Source organism: Intestinibacillus sp. NTUH-41-i26 (assembly GCF_032769475.1).
Lineage (GTDB): Bacteria > Bacillota > Clostridia > Oscillospirales > Butyricicoccaceae > Agathobaculum > Agathobaculum ammoniilyticum.
On record NZ_CP136477.1, the window covers coordinates 1,616,450 to 1,633,046 of the forward strand.

General features: G+C 50.7%; 16 protein-coding genes and 1 riboswitch. Of the genes, 2 read left to right on the forward strand and 14 right to left on the reverse strand.

Translation table 11 applies throughout. The annotated features are described in order from the left end of the window. Together proB and RX717_RS08285 are read right to left on the reverse strand one after the other, a co-directional pair. Nucleotides 1-795 (reverse strand): glutamate 5-kinase, encoded by a 795-nt coding sequence (gene proB / locus RX717_RS08280; RefSeq protein WP_107630443.1) that lies wholly within the window; start codon nucleotides 793-795, stop codon nucleotides 1-3. A gap of 2 nt (nucleotides 796-797) precedes the next feature. After that, nucleotides 798-1,337, reverse strand: coding sequence for a prolyl-tRNA synthetase associated domain-containing protein (locus tag RX717_RS08285; protein WP_107630442.1), 540 nt, complete (start codon nucleotides 1,335-1,337; stop codon nucleotides 798-800). Nucleotides 1,338-1,459: 122 nt separating this feature from the next. On the opposite strand from RX717_RS08285, the gene RX717_RS08290 reads away from it, so the two are divergent. Beyond that, nucleotides 1,460-2,332, forward strand: coding sequence for a LysR family transcriptional regulator (locus RX717_RS08290; RefSeq protein WP_107630441.1), 873 nt, complete (start codon nucleotides 1,460-1,462; stop codon nucleotides 2,330-2,332). A gap of 54 nt (nucleotides 2,333-2,386) precedes the next feature. Here the strand turns inward: RX717_RS08290 and RX717_RS08295 are convergent, their stop codons facing one another. The 7 genes from RX717_RS08295 to thiD form a co-directional block, all read right to left on the reverse strand. After that, nucleotides 2,387-3,394, reverse strand: a complete 1,008-nt coding sequence (locus RX717_RS08295) for an ABC transporter substrate-binding protein (RefSeq protein ID WP_107630440.1) — start codon at nucleotides 3,392-3,394, stop codon at nucleotides 2,387-2,389. Nucleotides 3,395-3,438: 44 nt separating this feature from the next. Further along, complete coding sequence (locus tag RX717_RS08300) at nucleotides 3,439-4,191, reverse strand: ABC transporter permease (RefSeq protein WP_316960191.1); 753 nt, start codon at nucleotides 4,189-4,191, stop codon at nucleotides 3,439-3,441. Further along, on the reverse strand, nucleotides 4,188-4,943 hold the full coding sequence (locus RX717_RS08305) for an ABC transporter ATP-binding protein (protein ID WP_054325882.1): 756 nt from the start codon (nucleotides 4,941-4,943) through the stop codon (nucleotides 4,188-4,190). Before RX717_RS08305 ends, RX717_RS08300 begins: the two co-directional genes overlap by 4 nt. 3 nt (nucleotides 4,944-4,946) lie before the next feature. Then, nucleotides 4,947-5,618 carry a thiaminase II gene (gene tenA, locus RX717_RS08310; protein ID WP_316960192.1) on the reverse strand — a complete coding sequence of 224 codons (672 nt, stop codon included), beginning with the start codon at nucleotides 5,616-5,618 and terminating at the stop codon, nucleotides 4,947-4,949. Between the two features lie 64 nt (nucleotides 5,619-5,682). Beyond that, a complete protein-coding gene (thiM, locus tag RX717_RS08315) occupies nucleotides 5,683-6,510 on the reverse strand; it encodes a hydroxyethylthiazole kinase (RefSeq protein ID WP_242977789.1) in 828 nt (275 codons plus the stop codon). Next, nucleotides 6,507-7,016, reverse strand: coding sequence for an energy coupling factor transporter S component ThiW (thiW, locus tag RX717_RS08320; protein WP_054325881.1), 510 nt, complete (start codon nucleotides 7,014-7,016; stop codon nucleotides 6,507-6,509). Before thiW ends, thiM begins: the two co-directional genes overlap by 4 nt. Nucleotides 7,017-7,022: 6 nt before the next feature. Continuing rightward, a complete protein-coding gene (thiD, locus tag RX717_RS08325) occupies nucleotides 7,023-7,817 on the reverse strand; it encodes a bifunctional hydroxymethylpyrimidine kinase/phosphomethylpyrimidine kinase (protein ID WP_316960193.1) in 795 nt (264 codons plus the stop codon). Between the two features lie 99 nt (nucleotides 7,818-7,916). Further along, nucleotides 7,917-8,021: riboswitch (TPP riboswitch) on the reverse strand. Nucleotides 8,022-8,374: 353 nt separating this feature from the next. Between thiD and RX717_RS08330 the strand changes: the two genes are divergently transcribed. Then, complete coding sequence (locus RX717_RS08330) at nucleotides 8,375-9,727, forward strand: hemolysin family protein (protein ID WP_242977788.1); 1,353 nt, start codon at nucleotides 8,375-8,377, stop codon at nucleotides 9,725-9,727. Between the two features lie 384 nt (nucleotides 9,728-10,111). Here the strand turns inward: RX717_RS08330 and RX717_RS08335 are convergent, their stop codons facing one another. From RX717_RS08335 to RX717_RS08355, 5 genes are all read right to left on the reverse strand, one after another. Then, the gene (locus tag RX717_RS08335) at nucleotides 10,112-11,560 is read right to left on the reverse strand and encodes an aminoacyl-histidine dipeptidase (protein ID WP_316960194.1); all 1,449 of its coding nucleotides are present in this window, start codon (nucleotides 11,558-11,560) and stop codon (nucleotides 10,112-10,114) included. 373 nt (nucleotides 11,561-11,933) lie between these two features. Then, nucleotides 11,934-12,107, reverse strand: coding sequence for a transposase (locus RX717_RS08340; RefSeq protein ID WP_316960195.1), 174 nt, complete (start codon nucleotides 12,105-12,107; stop codon nucleotides 11,934-11,936). Between the two features lie 219 nt (nucleotides 12,108-12,326). Next, a complete protein-coding gene (locus RX717_RS08345) occupies nucleotides 12,327-13,619 on the reverse strand; it encodes a purine-cytosine permease family protein (RefSeq protein WP_054325879.1) in 1,293 nt (430 codons plus the stop codon). Nucleotides 13,620-13,728: 109 nt separating this feature from the next. Further along, nucleotides 13,729-14,829: a DUF917 domain-containing protein gene (locus RX717_RS08350; protein ID WP_107630434.1), complete on the reverse strand. Its 1,101-nt coding sequence runs from the start codon at nucleotides 14,827-14,829 to the stop codon at nucleotides 13,729-13,731. A 159-nt stretch (nucleotides 14,830-14,988) separates the two neighbouring features. Further along, nucleotides 14,989-16,578, reverse strand: coding sequence for a PucR family transcriptional regulator (locus RX717_RS08355; RefSeq protein ID WP_107630433.1), 1,590 nt, complete (start codon nucleotides 16,576-16,578; stop codon nucleotides 14,989-14,991). Nucleotides 16,579-16,597: the final 19 nt, after the last annotated feature.

Below are 16,597 nucleotides of genomic sequence, written 5' to 3' on the forward strand. Positions count from 1 at the left end.
TCACAGCTTTCCCGGGAACAGTGTTCCCGAAACGCCTCCTCTGATGATTTCATAGATCGCGTCCGGATGCCTGCCATTGGCAATGATTGTATCGATCCCCTGGGAGACTGCCAGCTCCGCAGCCTTTAATTTGGTGCGCATCCCTCCTGTCCCCCGCCGCGAGCCTGCGCCGCCTGCTAGTGCATATTTGCTTTCGTCTATGCATTCTACCCGGCTGAGCAGCTTTGCGTTTGGATGGAGACGGGGATCGCTGTCGTACAATCCGTCGATATCCGAGAGGATAACCAGCTTTCCAGCCCGACATAGGACTGCGACAATGGCGGAAAGCATATCGTTGTCTCCGAACAGCTTTTCGTCCGACTCTATTTCCGTATAGCTGACCGAATCATTTTCATTGACGACCGGAATGATTCCCAGCTCAAGCAGGGTATCAAAGGTATGGATCAGGTTTTCCTTTTTCTCCTCCTGCTCCATATCGTCCGCATTCAGCAAAATCTGGGCAATCGTTTTATCGTAATCCCCAAAAAATTTATCGTACAGGAACATGATGCTGCACTGTCCTACCGCTGCGGCGGCCTGCTTGTGCCGCATGCTCTCTGCGGCCTGCAGGTTGAGCTTATTTTTCCCTACCGCAATCGCGCCGGAAGAAACCAGTATGACCTCATACCCCATATTCTGCACGCCGGAAAGCACGCAGGCCAGCCGGTCAAAGGATCGGAAGTCGCTTTTTCCCCATTCGTTCGTCAGCGTCGATGTCCCTACCTTTATAACAATCCGGTTCTGATATAATCCCATTTTCACACCTCGATCACGATTGCCGCATGGTTGACAAACGGAAGAAATTTTTTCATAATATCCGCTGTCTGTATTTTCATATAGCCCGTCGTAGTCCCATCACTGCACCCATACCATGCCGCATCCGCCACCTCCCGATCGAAGACGAGCTGCACATGGTTCTGCCGGTCCAGCAAAGCGCTGAATACCGTCGCAGCCCCGACCTTTGTCCCCAGCATCTCCAAAAGGCTCTCCGCAGGCGCAAACGAAACACGCGCAATCTCCAACGCTTTGCTGAAGGCTCCGGACCGGAACGCCTTATCCCCTTTCGTGACAAACAAATAAAACGACGTCTGCTGCCGGTTGCAGAGGAACAGGGTTTTCACCATATCCATTTGCAGCTTTCGGTTGATACTGGCGCAATCCTCCATGGTGACCGCCTCATCCGTATCCACGCGCTCAAACGGAATCTGAAGCCACTCCAGCGTCTCATAAACAGATTTTTGAAGCGGTGTTTTGTACACCACAGGCGCTGTGGTTTGAATCTCGCTAACATAAAACATTTTTTGCCTCTTTCCCTTGCATCATCGACAAATATACTGTACCATATTTTTATAAATTACAAAAGCAAATGTTTTTCATATAAACCATGATAAAATCAGATGCAAAGGATGGGACATGGCATATGGATGGGAATATTCAAAAATATCTCGCATTGATCCGAACCGTGGAATGCGGAAGCTTTACCAAGGCTGCCGAGATGCTTTCCTATTCGCAGTCCGGTATCAGCCGCATGATCCGCGATCTGGAAAACGAGTGGCGCGTCTCCCTGCTTGAACGCGGGCGGGCTGGCGTTCGCCTCACGTCGGACGGTCTCACGCTCCTGCCGTATGCGAAGCGCGTCTGCGAGGAATACCGCAAGCTGCAAATGCAGGTGGAGGAATTGAACGGCCTGCAGTCCGGCCTGATCCGCATCGGCACGTTCTCCAGCGTGGCAACGCACTGGCTGCCCAACATCATCCGTGCGTTTCAAAAGGATTATCCCCATATAGATTATGAATTGCTGCTCGGCGATTACACGGAAATCGAAACCTGGATCATGGAAGGTAGGGTCGATTGCGGCTTTCTGCGCCTGCCGGCGCATCCCGATCTGGAAACCATCTTTTTAGAGCAGGACCCTTTGCTTGCCGTTCTCCCTGTGCAGCACCCTTTGGCGGACTGCAGCCGTTTCCCTGTTTCCGCTTTTGGCAGCGAACCGTTTCTGCTGCTTGAAAAAGGAGCAAATACGGAGGTTTCCGAAATTCTCAAGCGCTGTGACCTCCATCCCCCCATACACTTTACGACCTGGGACGATTATGCGATCATGTCCATGGTGGAAAGCGGCCTTGGCGTCAGCATCCTACCCCAACTCATTCTAAAGCGCATCCCCTACCGCATTGTCGCGAAAGAACTTGACGTTCCGGCTCACCGCAATATTGGCCTCGCGCTGCGGGATAATAAAACGGTTTCCCTAGCGGTCAAACGCTTTTTAGACTACCTGCCCTACCGGAATGCATAAAACAAGCCGCACAGCATCAGCTTTTACGCTGCACGCTGTGCGGTCATTTTTATTTCAAAATTCGATCGACGCCATGACTTCTGACACATCCGGCTTTTCCGAAATCAGGCCTTCGTCGTACATCCAGTTAATGTTCTCCTGCCAGCACGCCTCGGTCTGGCTGAGGAAAGGCGCATCCGCTGTCTCCATCAGCGGAAGAAGCGTTTCGCAGGACTGCTTCTCCACCTCTGGATCGAGCGCGAAATTCGCCTCGTCCTGATTGTCCAGTAGCACCTGCAGCACCTCGTCCGTATTGCTCTGGAAATCATCAAAGCCCTTTGCGCAGGCGCGCAGGAATCCTGCCAGCAATTCCGGCTCGTTTGCTATCATTTCATCGCTCGCCAAAAAAATCCCTTCGTAATATTTCGGCACGCCGAAATCATCCGGAAAGAAGTAGTTAACCGCAAAACCTTCCTTCTCCATCTGCGGCACCTCATGGTTGACTAGGCACCCAATCGTTGCATCCACGTTGCCGGTCGTCATGGACGCCATCAGTTCAAAGCCTACATCCACCATTGTTACATCCGAGGGATCAGCGCCGCTGTTTTTCATAACGCTGCGGATCAGCGCTTCCGACAGCTCGGTACCGGCATAGCCGACCGTTTTGCCGACCAGATCCTCCGGCTTTGTGATATTTTCATCCTTAAGCGAAAGAACAATGTTAAGCGGTGTCTGCACGACGGCAGCGATCGATTTGATCGGCACATCCTGCTGGACACGCGCCTGTATCACATCCTGCTGGTAGTACAGCCCGATATCCGCCTTGCCCGCCGCGACCATGCTCATCGCGTCATTGACACCGGCCGGCGGCTGGATATTGACCGTTAATCCTTCCTCCGCGAAATATCCCGCCTTTTCCGCCTGATAGAGGAACGCGTGCAGCGCGTTCGGGTACCAATCGAGTACGACCGTCAGTTCGCGCAGCCCGTCGCCGTTATCCGAAGCGTTTTCTGTCTGTCTGCCGGCGCAGCCGCCCAGCAGCATCGTCAAAGCCGCAATCGCGGCAAACACTCTTTTTTTCATCAATCAATTCCGTTCCTTTCCACTGTTACAGCAAATTCCTCCGCTCACAGGCTTCCGCGCCAGGTAATGACCCTTTTCTCTATCCAGGATACGGCTGCCACTGCAAGCATCGCCACCGCGCTGAGCAGCACGATGGGGGCAAACACGCCCGCCCCGTCAAGCTGCGTCATCATGCGCCGGCTGAAATACCCCAGCCCCGCCTGCGCGCCCAGCCACTCCCCGATCGCCGCGCCGATGATGGACAACGGGATCGCCATTTTGATGGCAGAAAAGAAATACGGCAGCGCGGCCGGTAACTTGAGCTTCAAAAACATCTCCCTTTGCCCCGCGCCGAACGTTTGCAGCATATCCATCATATCGGTCTTGACCGACCGAAAGCCGTCAAACACTGTGATCGCGATTGGGAAAAATGTGATCAGCACGGTGACCAGCACCTTGCTCCAGATCGTATATCCGAACCACAGGACAAACAGCGGCGCCAGCGCGGTCGTCGGGATGGTCTGCGAAGCCACAATCAGGGGATACAGCATTTTTTCCGCCACCGGACTTGCATCCATCAGTACTGCGAGCAACAGGCCGAGAACAACCGATATGGCCAGCCCAATGCCGGTACACAGCAGCGTCGCCGGCAGGTGCGCGGTCAGCAGCGGCTCTCGCAGCTCCCACATGCGGACCAGTATCTGTGTGGGGGACGGCAGGATATATGCGGCATCCATTCCCGTCGCGCCGAGCTGCCACACAAGCAGCAAAGCGAACAGGAGTACCAGCGCAGGCAGGTTCGCATTCCAGCGCTTCATACCGCCACCTCCCGCCGGAGCATGCCGATCAGGCGTTCCCGCAGGGCGAGCATTCTCGGCTCGGTCAGACAGGCGCGCGTGCGCGGATAAGGCGCAGGGACTTCGAACGAAGCAAGGCGGCAGATCGGCGTTTCCTCCACCACCAATACGCGGCCGGACAGAAAAATCGCCTCTTCCACGTCATGCGTGATAAACAGCACGGTCTTGTGGTCGTTTTCCCACTGACCGAGCAGCCACTCCTGCATGGTGATACGGGTCAGGAAATCCAGTGCGGAAAAGGGCTCGTCCAGCAACAGCAGCTCGGAACCGGTCAGCAGCGTGCGCGCGAATGCCGCGCGCTGGCGCATCCCGCCGGAAAGCTCGTCCGGCCGCTTATCGCCCCAGCCGGACAGACCGACATGCGCAAGCGTCTCTTCCGCGCGGCGGTCCATTTCCGCGCGGCTGACATCTCCGCGCACCTCCATCGGCAGGCACAGATTATCCCGCACGGTGCGCCATGGGAACAGCAGATCGCGCTGCGGCATATAGCCGCAGTAGCCGCGCCGCCCGTCGATGCGCTCTCCGCCGACCAGAATCTCCCCCGCCTTGCGTGTCAGAAGCTGACCCACCAGCCGGAAGATCGTGGACTTGCCGCAGCCGGACGGCCCGATCACCGAAACGAATTCTCCTTTTTCAATCTGAAACGACAAGCCGTTGATAATATTGAAATCCTCGCTGTCGTACTGGAAAACAACCTTTTGAAATTCCAGCATCGCTCACATCTCTCCGTTCCAGGCCATGTCCCAGAACATCGCCTCATAGCGCGAGCAGGCGACAAAGATGTCCGTCAGGCGCGCCTGGCGCTTTTCCGGATACCCTGCGGCAAGCTGTTCCATCAGCGCGGTCAACCGCTGGTTTTCCTCCGCGTAGCTTTTGCTCGCATAGCCCCGCACCCATTCGCCGTAAAAGCCGTGCTGCTCGGTGTCCGGATAATTCCGGACGATCCACTTCGCGATATATTCATAGCTGAGCGCGCAGGACAGCACGGCCGCCATGATCTCAGCTGGCCCCTCCTCCGCCGCGACAGCGCGCATATAAGCGGTATAGGAGAGATTGCTCAAGGTCGGCTTTTCGGTTTCGGCCCGCTCCTCGGTAATGCCCATGCGGCGCATGTAGCCCCGATGAATTTCCAGCTCGCCATTCAGGATGCTCGCCACATAGGAGGCGAACGTCCGCATCACCTCAGGCTCCTGTGATTTGACCACGCCCTGTGCAAACACCTTGGCATAGTCGAACAGGTACAGATAGTCCTGCAACAGATAAAAACGGAATTTTTCTACAGCAAGGCTGCCGTCCGCGATCCCCCGCACAAAGGGGTGGGATAAGTACCCCTCCCAGATCGGGCGGGATGCGTCGAGCAGCCTTTCGGTTATTGAATTGTTTTTCAAGGTGGTACCCCCAATGAATTTTCCCGACTGACGGCGTTTGGCCGGCAGCACTTGTTGATTTTTCTTACAGAATTTGTACGCGGAGCTTTGCCGCAAGATCGCTTCCGGTCAGCATGCTGACCGCGTCAATCAGGCGTGTACGAAAGGAGGCGGTGCCCTCCATCTCTTCACATACACGCCGGTACGCCAATTCCCCGCAGGTTTTCATCACCCCCGACGCCGCGACCGCGGCTTCAAAAAGATTTTCCGGATTTGCGCCGCAGTATGCTGCGGTCAGCGAAGTCAGCATGCATCCCGCGCCCGTGATACGGCGCATCATCTCACTGCCGCCGCGCAGTACGGCGGTACACTTTCCGTCGGAAACAATATCCAGCGCCCCGCTCAGCAAAACAACCGCGCCGGTTTCCCTGCTGAACAGGCTCACACGCCGCGCGGATTCACTGAGGTTTTGCTCGGTCACCTGATCAAGCGCGTTCACCTCCACGCCAAGCGTATGCTGCGCGCCTGTCATCAGCGCCCACACCTCGGACGCGTTGCCTCGCACCACAGAAACCAGCCCAGCCTCCAGCAGGCGGGCACACATTTCCCCCCGCAGTCGGCTCGCCCCCGCAGCCACGGGATCCAGGATGACCGGCCGTTTTCTGCGCTTTGCGGCATGCGCGGAAAGCAGCATCGCTTCCTGCGCCCGCAGCGCGCCCATATTCAAGGAAAGCGCGTCGCTGCGCGATGTGATCTCAGCCACCTCGCGTTCATCCTGCGCCATGATCGCCGATCCGCCCGCGGCGAGTATGATATTCGCACAGTCATTGACCGTGACGTTATTGGTAATTGAATGGACCATCGGCCGTTTTTGCAGGGTACGCTCTACAATTTGCGCTACACACTCTGTCACCGTAGGGTACCCTCCAGTTGGCTGAAAACGTGCGTCCGTTTCAGAGCAGACAGAACAAGGACTGAAACCGCCGCGCCGACGACAGTGGAAGCAAGAAACGAGGGGACGAAGGTGAACAGGGCTGCGGTGGAATTGCCCATCAGCAAAGCGGCGACCGGATAGGATGCTATCGCGCCCAATACGCCCGTACCAAACACCTCGCCGGCATAGGCGGCGGAAAGCTTGGGAAAAATCCGGTAGGCAAGGCCGCTCAACAGCGCACCAATCATCGAACCGGGAAACGCCAGCAGGGTACCCAGACCCAGTAGGTTGCGGATAAGCGCCGCTGCAAAACCCATGCCCAGCGCATATCCCGGCCCCAGCAGGACCGCTGCGGTCACATTAACCATATGCTGCACCGGAGAGCATTTCGCACCGAATACCGGAATGACAAGCAGGCTTCCGATTACAGCAACCGCGACGAGCAGGCCGGCGAAGCAAAGCTTTCGGATGGATTTGTTATTCATGATCGTTCACTCCTCCGGAAATATACGGCAAAAGTGGTTCAGCGGACCACAGCCATGCCCCAGGCCGGGCGCCCGGCGGATCGCATCCGTCACATAGGATTTCGCAAGCTCCACCGCTTCCGGAACTGGATGCCCCAGCGCCAGATTCGACGCGATCGCGGAGGAGAGGGTGCAGCCTGTTCCATGCGTGTTACTGGTATCAATCTGCCCAATCTCATAGCGCCGCGCACTCTCTCCGTCAAAAAGCACGTCTACCGCGCCGGCCATGTTCCTCCCACCCTTGATCAGCACGTTTTTGCAGCCCTTGGCGTAAATCAGGCGCGCCGCCACCTCCATATCCTCCGGTGTGCTGATTTTCATGCCGGCAATATGCTGCGCTTCCGGAATATTCGGCGTCAGCAGATCCGCATACGGAAGCACATATTTTATCAATATGCCGACGGAAGCAGGCTCCATAAGCGGGTCGCCGTTTTTGGCGAACATCACTGGATCGATCACCACATGCTGCGGCTGGTATTGTTCAAGCTTTCCGGCTACCGCTTTCATGCAGGCGGGTGAGGAAAGCATGCCGATCTTGACCGCGTCCGGCACGATGTCCTCGAACACAGCGTCGATCTGTTCCTCAATCATCTTTGGGCTAATATCCTGAATATCGATCACACGCGCGGTGTTTTCCGCGACCACAGAAACGATCACGCTCATACCGTATACGCCGTGCGCCGCCATTGTTTTCAGATCAGCCTGGATGCCAGCTCCGCCCGAACAGTCCGAACCGGCAATCGTAAGTATTTTTTTTAACATAATATCCTCCTACACGAACTAATATCTCGCTAAAAACAAAAAGAACACCCCTCTTCAGGATGTTCTCATGTATTCGACACGTTTCACAGCATGTGACAACAGGCGTTTTCCTCTGCATCCCTACGTTGGCATTATCCAAATCAGGTAAGGTCGAGGGGGACCCCCTCCTCTCAGCCTCCAACGGAAGCTCCCTTGCAGTGCTATCGTATCATTCCACATTTTATTTGTCAAGAGATATACGGAAAATGTGTCCCTTTCCTCCCCTGCTTCCCTCATATAAAGAATCCGTGAAGAATTATTTATTCCATAGCAACCGGATTGACAGCGTCAGGAGCTTTATGTATAATGAACCCAACCTATTTTACAAAGGAGTATCCCTGCCATTATGGATAACGCGGACAGTAGCGACGCAGATGAAAACGTAATTTTTCAGGAAATCATATCAGCAGGCATAGCATTACGCCCTTTTTGCAGGGTGGATTTGCTGTGCCTGCTTTTGTAGCTGTCCGTTTCTGCGACCGGACAGTATTTCAGAAGAATCATCGAGGAGGATTACCTTGGAAAAGTCTATTGGATTGATGCTGTTACTTCAATTGGTTTTGATTGCGTTTAATGCGGTTTTTGCCTGCGCGGAAATTGCGGTCATTTCGATGAACGATAATAAACTCGCCAAACTGGCCGAGGCCGGCGATAAACGGGCAATTCGTCTCGCCCGCCTCACCAATCAGCCGGCGCGCTTTTTGGCAACAATACAGGTTGCCATCACGCTTTCCGGCTTTTTGGGCAGCGCGTTCGCTGCGGAAAACTTTTCGGATGTTTTGGTCGGCTGGGTGGTTTCCTTAGGCGTCCAGATACCGGCCGCCACGCTCGATACCATCGCCGTCATTGTGATTACGGTCATTCTTTCCTACGTCACCCTGATTTTCGGCGAGCTTGTCCCCAAACGTGTCGCCATGCGGAAAGCGGAAACGCTTGCCCTCGGCATGGCCTCCATGATGAGTGCGATCGCAAAGCTCTTTGCCCCCATCGTTTGGCTGCTGACCATTTCCACCAACGCAATCCTTCGGCTGCTGGGGATCGATCCGGAGGCAGACGATGAGGAGGTCAGCGAAGAGTCCATCCGCATTATGGTGGATGTCGGCAGTGAAAAAGGCGCAATCGACCACGAGGAAAAGGAATTTATCCAAAATGTATTCGAGTTTGATGACTTGACAGCAGGCGACATCGCAACTCACAGAACCGATGTGGTTTTTCTATGGCTGGAAGAAAGCATGGAAGAATGGAAGGCAACGATTTATGGCAGCCGCCATACCCGCTATCCGGTCTGCGGCGAGACGGCCGACGACGTGATCGGAATTTTGGATGCAAGGGATTATTTCCGGTTAGAGGATGAAAGTCGGGATTCTGTCCTAAAAAACGCGGTAAAGCCGGCATATTTTGTCCCTGATAGTGTAAAAGCGGACGTTTTATTCCGAAACATGCGTCAGAACCATCACAACTTCGCTGTTGTGTTGGACGAATACAGCGGCCTGGATGGTATCCTTACGCTTAATGATCTGATCGAACAGTTGGTTGGCGATCTAGGCGACGAGGAAACTGAAGCCCAGGTATCTCCTCCCATCGTCCAGCTTGATACATCCACCTGGCAGGTACAGGGCAGTGCTTCCCTCGAGGACTTGTCAGAAGCGTTGGGGATTCCCCTTGCGTATGAGGATCACGATACCTTCAACGGCTTGGTTTTTGGAACCCTTGGCACAGTTCCACAGGATGGCTCTCAATTTGATCTTGAAATCGGCTGTATGGTAGTCAAAGTAATCAGCATTCGGGAACACCAGGTGGAAAACGCTATTATTCATTTGAAAAGCACCGCCCCTGTTACTTGCGACGATGCCTCTGGTCAGACAGCCTGATCTACATAACGGATCGTGAAGCAAAAAACTGCAGCCTATCTCAATAGGCTGCAGTTTTATTATCAGCTTTTTGTTTGGATCTTTCCTGCCTGCAAAGTGGCTTTCCATTTTAACGACAGCGCACCAGGCACGCCGTCCTTCCCGACTATCGACGGCTCGGCTGGAGGTTGCTGTCCCTATACCAGCTTAAAAAAACTTTAAACCACTACATACCGGCTCACAATAAGAACTGTGTTAGGAGTAACCGTCGATTTTCTCCGTTTCACTTCCGCCTTTAAATTTCCTGGTTATAATGAATCCATTGAAAGCAAAACAAGCCCGACGAAATCACAAGATTTCGTCGGGCTTGTCGTATCATGTATCAGATCAGGAAAAAGTAGTGGACTACTTGCTATCCTTAAGCACTTTTTTTAAAAGCATGTAGGTACGTTGTACAGAAGATATGCTAAGACGTTCCCTAGATGTGTGGACATCTTCCATATCTGGGCCGATAGATACACAGTCCAAGTCCTCAATACTGTCTGCAAACAGGCCACATTCTATTCCAGCATGAACTGCATCGATTTTCGCATCCACACCAAACAAGGATCGATAAGCGTTTACAATGGTGTCTTTGACTACCGAACTTGGATTATAGGCCCACCCTGGATAATTTCCAGAGATATCAGTATCTCCACCAGCTAAAGTAACAGCTGCTTTCACGCGATCTAACACCCATTTTTTTTGTGTCGTCATAGAGCTACATACGGAATGGGAAAGAAATAGCTCCTGCTCATGCAACTCCAACACTCCAAAATTGACAGAGGTCTGCACCAGACCAAGCATATCCATACTCATAGCCTGCACCCCATCTGGTAAAGCCAGCAACAACTGCACAACTCTTTTTGTGCATGGCACAGTGAGAATGAGAGCCTCCTTTTCAGGCCGAACCTCTGTAGCAACAGTTAAATCCGGCTCTGTCGACGCATATTCTTTCTTGAGTGATTCGCCTATGGAGGCCGCTATATGTAACACCATATCTATTTCGTTGGCCGGTACAAATAGGATTGCTTTACTTTTAGGCGCAATAGCAGTCTCTCTGGTTCCACCATTAAGCTCAGCTAACTGACAGGATGTTTTTTCTGCTATCGCGTTCAATACTCTTGCCATTAAGACATTAGCGTTAGCACGACCCTTGTCAATCTCCACACCAGAATGTCCACTTTTCAGCCCACTTATTTCCAATGTGATTTGAGGTAAGCTTTTGCTTTCTCGTTGGATAGGAACTATAGAATGGACATTAGCCCCGCCGGCGCAACTACACATCAACACCCCCTCGCGTTCGGAATCTAAATTGATGAGTTTATGTCCCGATAAATTGCGGCAGTCAAATGCAAATGCGCCAAGCATCCCAACCTCCTCATCTGAGGTAAACAGAACCTCCAAAGGCGGATGCTCCAACGAATTGTCTTCCAGTAATGCTAAACACATAGCAATCGCGATGCCATTGTCTCCACCCAATGTAGTTCCATTTGCGCGAATCCAGTCCCCATCTACGAACGGGACAATACTATCTTTCTCAAAATCGAACTCCACGCCAGTATCTTTCTCACAAACCATGTCCGTGTGTCCTTGAAGGATTAGTACATCTGAATTTTCATATCCTATGCTACCAGACTTGCGGATTACCAGATTGTTCGATGAATCTCGAGTCCAAGATAGGCCCTGTTCCTCTGCAAATTGGACACAATAGTCTACTAAAGCAGATACATTGCCAGAGCCATGGGGGATTCTACAGATCGATTCAAAAAATTGGAACACTCGTTGCGGCTGTAAACCCGTTAAACCGTTCATAATATCCTCTCCTTGTATAATGTATTTACGGTTTTGGATTGTGGTGGGAACCGCATAAAACCCACTTGTTGTTTCATCAGGCAGATGAGATAATAGGGCCAACAGACAGAGGGTACAGATCAGCTCATTGAAGAAGTGCTTCGGACGAAAGAATTGCGCCTCTGTCTTTGCGGGTAGACACGAATGAGCTGGATAGCGAGTATGCGGGGTATATCTGACGAGGCTGTGCCCTGCAAAGAAGCGTAAGGGAACTCTGTCTGAAATTTTGTAACAGGGGATTTCGCCATGTTCTACTGCGGGATCGACATCGCGAAATACAAGCACGAAGCAACCGTTTATAGATGAAAGTGGGAAAGCCCTACTGGACAGCATCTCATTCGCCAACAGCAAAGAGGGCGCGTTTGGAAATTTTCTGCCGAGTTCCGATAAACTCTCCGTACTGTGTAACCCGTACATCCAACCCTGCAAAGGCAGCCAGCTTGTTGGAGGCGTTAAAGCGGTGGATGTCTCCAATTTCTCTCAAAATAATGACCCCAAGGATGTCCAAGATGCCAGAAATCTGGCTATCCCCTGACCTGTATCCCTACCGCCTCTGAATTTATTGAGATCATCGCTTCTTACATACTGCGTCCCTCTCAGCCGCAGACTGCTCCCCGGCACCTTATCATGCCCTGATCACTTCTCATCTTTCTTCCACCTTTTTCGTACTAACCTCTTGACCTTTTATAGCCGGTCTTGCCCATAAAATATAGAAATAGACTCAATGTCACTCTACGCCGGTACGGTTTCCACGATAGAATATTGGATACAGAATGAGATACAATATACAAGCAATGACAATGGCGTTGAGAGTAGGAATCAGGAGTTCTGGTAGCAATAATGCTATGGCAGAGCCAACAATCCAAGCAATAACACCAGCCCAATTGAAACCTGGCTTCTCTGCCCACGCGGCAGGATTACCTTTCTTTATGACAAAGTAGTCCACAGCGACGACACCTACGATGGGAGGTATGAATACAGCCAGGATATTCAAGAAACTGTTGAAATAATTAGTAATCCCAATCACTGCCAGCAGTGTGCCTATGATGCCGGCTCCTAATGTAAACCATGCGCGTTTGTTATCATGGGCGCCTGTCAAACTTAACAATGCAAACCCAGCGGAATAGGCATTACATACATTGGTTGTCCATGTCGCGAGAACCAGCACCAGCATCCCCAAGATGGGACTGCCGACACTGGAAAGCATAGTAACAATGCTTCCAGTGTCCATTCCAACAGCCCCTGAATGGATTGCCAGTATAGATCCGACCAGCATCGTACCAACGCCTACCGGAATGACACCAACTATACTGGAAATAACAACATCTTTTCGGCTTTTACAGTAGCGAGTTACATCACCGGATAAAACAGCGCCAGAAGCAAAACCGCCAATAGAAGTTCCTACAGCAGCAATCATCGACATTTGCGTAGTAGGGGTATGGTTGGTGATTTTAACAATGGATTCAGGGTCGCCAAATACTACAATCATGGCATATACTAAAATGAGAATAAGTGCGGGAACTGCGATGACATTCAGCTTTTCAATCCAGGAATATCCATAAACTGCAGTAATGCACATAATCATTCCCCAAATGATAGTGGAAAGCATGCTGGGGATAGGCACACCAATCCCCTGAAGAATGGATGCAAAGGCTTCACCGCAAACAACTGCTTGAAATCCAAACCAACAAGTGTAACAAAATGCTATGATCAGAGAAACCAATTTGCTTGCACCCGCTTTTCCAAAAGAACTGGAGATTGCAACGACAGCCGGCAACCCACGATCAGCAGAGAGGATACTCATAAGGATCATCATGATAACAGAGACGCTATATCCAATTATCATCGCTAAGGCAGCCAAGCCAAAAGGAAGGCCCATAGTGATGCCAGCGCCAACCATCAGCGCAGGAACACAGCAACAGGAACCAGCCCAAATAAATGCAACTCCAGGCCAGCTTTTCCGTTCTTCTATCGGGATAGCGTTTAGGCCGGCAGATTCCACTTGTGAATTTTTCGCCATATGTTCTCCTCCATTACTTTTTTATTTCCATAATCGTCAGGAGTGTCCAAATATTTGACAAACGGCGTGGGGGACTCCCCCACGCCAAGAGGTGCAAATATATAATCAATCAGTTCAAGGGGATAGCTTTGTCTGCCACAGAATAACCGATTAACTTCAAGATATGAGCCCAGCAACTATATCCAGACTCGTGATCCCACCAGCGCTGAGGAGCCCTGACACCCAGAAGCATTACATTTTGTCCTTCTTTTGTGTCAGCGTTGGTCAGAGGCTTCATTGTGTCAGTATCGAGAAGGATAATGAGTTCCGGGACTACCAGCAGAGCACTATCTTGCGCGTCTCGGATAATAAGATTTTCGTTCTTAAAGTCTATTTTATACAATTTACCATCGTCACCGGTAATTATTGTCTTACCGAAGTCAAATCCATTTTCCACGGAGACATCAATTTTACTGATTTTTCCGGCAGTAAACACCTTATGTTTTACACCAATTTCTTCAAGCTTTTGGGAAAGGTTATCCTTAGTGGTTGCATTACTCCGAAGGATAGCACCCACCTGCTGATCCCGACTAATTTGCCCAATGGCGGATGCCTTTTCATGATCGGCCTTGCTCATCATCCAAGTAGAGAAGCCTACACTCATACCATACGCCATACAGATAGAGCGGGCAATTGTCTCGCAGGCTACACTGTCCAGCGGATTTTTAGGATGGCCTACCACAAGATCACCATTGGAATTTGCCAAAACTAAAGGATCTATCGGGATATTATTGATTGGAGCTAAGCCGGTATTTAACTCGGGGACTGCTCTGCCATTGCCGTCCAGATCTAGCAACGGAAGTCCTGCGTGAAGGGCAGCATAAATGGGAACCATTGTATTAAACCCGCCCTGTTCCCCAGAATAAACGTAGGCAACTTTCTTTCCGGCATCCTCTGCTACTTTCATCATACCTTTAACCACACTGATAGCTTCAGGTCCAAAGCCTTTCTCTTTCATAGCTAACGGAGAACCCAAGCCGGCGGCCATAACCGAATACTCATCGACCTCCATTTCGCTGAGAGGATAGACTTTTAACTCTACATCCTTAGGGAAGGTGTTCAAAAGGTCCATGCCATTGGAGATCGATCCACCGCCACCTGCACCAAAAAAAGTAGCACCATAAATGACATCCACCAGTTTGTCGTAATCATAGACATCGAACTTCTTCATATCATGCCGCCTCCTAAATTACATGTTTTGTGTGGTATAAGTGTAAAAATTGTTCTATAAAAATTATAGCTCTACACTGTTGATCTGTAATTGTCTTTTGGGACAAAAAAACAGCGGGCCTGCTTATTCGTTTTGAACAAGCAGGCCCGTCAACAAACATTATTCTCTAAGTAGGCGATTCAGGGATACGGCCATATAAAGCGGATATGCGTCAGGCATCTGGCTGGGAACATATCCGAGCAGGTCTTGAGCAATGTGAAGCCGATATTTGATTGTGTTTAAATGGACGAAAAGGAGCTTCGCTGTCTGTGCCATGTTAGATGGAGTATCCAGCAGATATGTCTCAAGCGTAGAAATCAGAACGGGATTGGCTGTTTGGAGTTGATTCAATATATCCAGATACTGTTGCAGTCTTTCACGGTCGCCCAACAACGCGCAACACTGCCTTGCAAACAAAATATCTGAGGAACGCATGACCAATTTCTCTGGATAAATCTTTCGCGCTGCATCAAGACATGCAACGCTATCCAAGTAGGCATTGCGCACGCTTTTCGTAGTCTGTAAGCAATCATAGCAAACAATATCGTAATTGGCGCAGGATTGAGCAAGTAGAGGGCAGATATTATCAAGCAACTCCTGCCTCTGGTCGTACCGGTCAGGGGCGCAAGTGAATACTACCAGGTTTTCTTCGTAATAACTGATTAACAACAAGCTATAATGAGATGAGAAATACTCGGTAATCTCCCGTACTATGCTTTCACTATACTGCTGGCTGTTGTCTTTGGGATGGAAAAGCCACATTTGATTTAGCTTGCTGACATCGATATTAAAAAGTTGTGATAAACGGGTCATTTGACCAACATCATCGTTAATAATAGCCCGAACGATTTCTGTGGTGACCATTTTCTGCGGATTCTTGCTCCAGATATTGATAAATAGTCGAATTAGTTCACTGGTTTGCCAAAGAACATCCTCCGATAAAGAGTCCTTATATTTTAGCAAATACACGCAACGTTCGCCGGGATCGCTAAAGAGAACAGGGCAACGCTGGAGATGGCCGATGCTATCCCCAAGGGAAATTTGCAACGAGTTGAGCCCTTCCATTTTCCTAAGCCACTTGCTTAAATTGTCTTGTATGGTATCAAGTAGGGCGCGCGGCCAGCAAACGCACAAATGGTCTTGCGAAAAGGGATCGGTCAAGATTACAGAAGCATGAAGATGATCGCTTAACATACGCATAAGCGCCTTTATGTTTCGCTGATGGGGAGGCAAATCGGATATACGCTGCAGTAGGTCACTAACGAAGTAGCTTTCCCTCTGACGAGATCGGAATACTTCGAACATAATCTCACCGATAATCTCGCTGTATCGTATATTTAGCCGTCCTTTTGGCATGCAAATCAAAGGAAATTCCAACTCATTACACAGGTCGATCAGTCGTTGATCAACTTCCGGCAGGAGAAATCCCACATAAAACAAGATGAAACCCACAGCACCAATGCTATGATACCGCCTAATATTTTCACACTGCGTTTCTATATCATTCCGGATGTTAGCAAAGGCGGTGATAATCAGTTCACTGCCCTCGTAATGGTTGGAACTGAAAAACTGTTCCAATTCATCGCTTATCTCGGCATATTCTAAAACATTTATAGATTCTACCGGCTGCAATAGTGAATTGTGTCCAGATAAGACTTCTGCACCAGCCATCGATGGCAACCGAAGTACATCAGCAAGGGTAATACTCATGAAAGCCGCCTCATATTAG